This window comes from Paraburkholderia sp. NMBU_R16 (genome assembly GCF_013282575.1).
GTDB lineage: Bacteria > Pseudomonadota > Gammaproteobacteria > Burkholderiales > Burkholderiaceae > Trinickia.
Window position 1 is genome coordinate 1 of record NZ_JAAAYE010000229.1, and the last position, 964, is coordinate 964.

Annotated in this window: 1 protein-coding gene and 1 pseudogene; both read right to left on the reverse strand. The window is 65.2% G+C overall.

What is annotated here, in order from left to right:
• A partial coding sequence (locus tag GWC77_RS27995) for a GTP-binding protein (protein ID WP_173262804.1) occupies nt 1–650 on the reverse strand: 650 nt, incomplete at its 3' end.
• A 41-nt stretch (nt 651–691) separates the two neighbouring features.
• Nucleotides 692–964, reverse strand: a pseudogene (locus GWC77_RS28000) (sulfate adenylyltransferase); the annotation flags it as partial.

Sequence of the window (964 nt, forward strand, 5' to 3'; positions counted from 1 at the left end):
GCCTCGCCCGCGTACCACGGCATGCGCTCGCTCGCCCGCACGATGTTGTCGCCCTTGAGCGCCGACACCGGCACGAACCGCACCCCGCTCAACCCCAGTTGCTGCGCGAGCTGCACGTACGCATCGCGAATCTCGTTGAAACGCGTCTCGCTATACTCCACCAGGTCCATCTTGTTGATCGCCACGATCACGTGCTGCAGCCCCAGCAGTTTCACGATCGCGCTATGGCGCTTCGTCTGCGGCAGCAGCACCGCCTGGCCCGCCTCGAACGTCACGCGCGTCGCATCCACGAGGATGATCGCCGCATGCGCCGTCGACGCGCCCGTCACCATATTGCGCGTGTACTGCTCGTGGCCCGGCGTGTCCGCAATGATGAACTTGCGCTTGGCCGTGGCGAAATAGCGGTACGCCACATCGATCGTGATGCCCTGCTCACGCTCGGCCTCCAGCCCATCGGTGAGCAGCGACAAGTCGATCTCGTCGCCCACCGTGCGCTTCATCTTCGCGCGCGAGAGCGCCGAGAGCTGATCCGAAAGCACCGCCTTGCTGTCGTACAGCAGCCGTCCGATCAACGTGCTCTTGCCGTCGTCGACGCTACCCGCCGTGATGAAGCGCAGCACCCCGAGATCCGCCGGTTCATGTGTGTTCATAAGTCCTGCCTCGTATCCTTCGTGTCCTGGATCCTGGGTGCTCAAAAGTAACCCTGCTTCTTGCGCTGCTCCATCGCCGCTTCCGACGCCTGGTCGTCCATGCGTGTCGCGCCGCGCTCCGTGATGTCCGTCACCGCCGTCTCGGCCACGATCTTCTCGACATCGTCCGCATCGCTTTCGACCGGGCACGTGCAGCTGATGTCGCCCACCGTGCGAAAGCGCACCCGCGCCTTCTCGCTCGTCTCGCCTTCGCGCAGCGGCGTGAGCGGCGTCACCGGCACCAGCAGCCCGTTGCGCCGCACGATCTCGCGCTC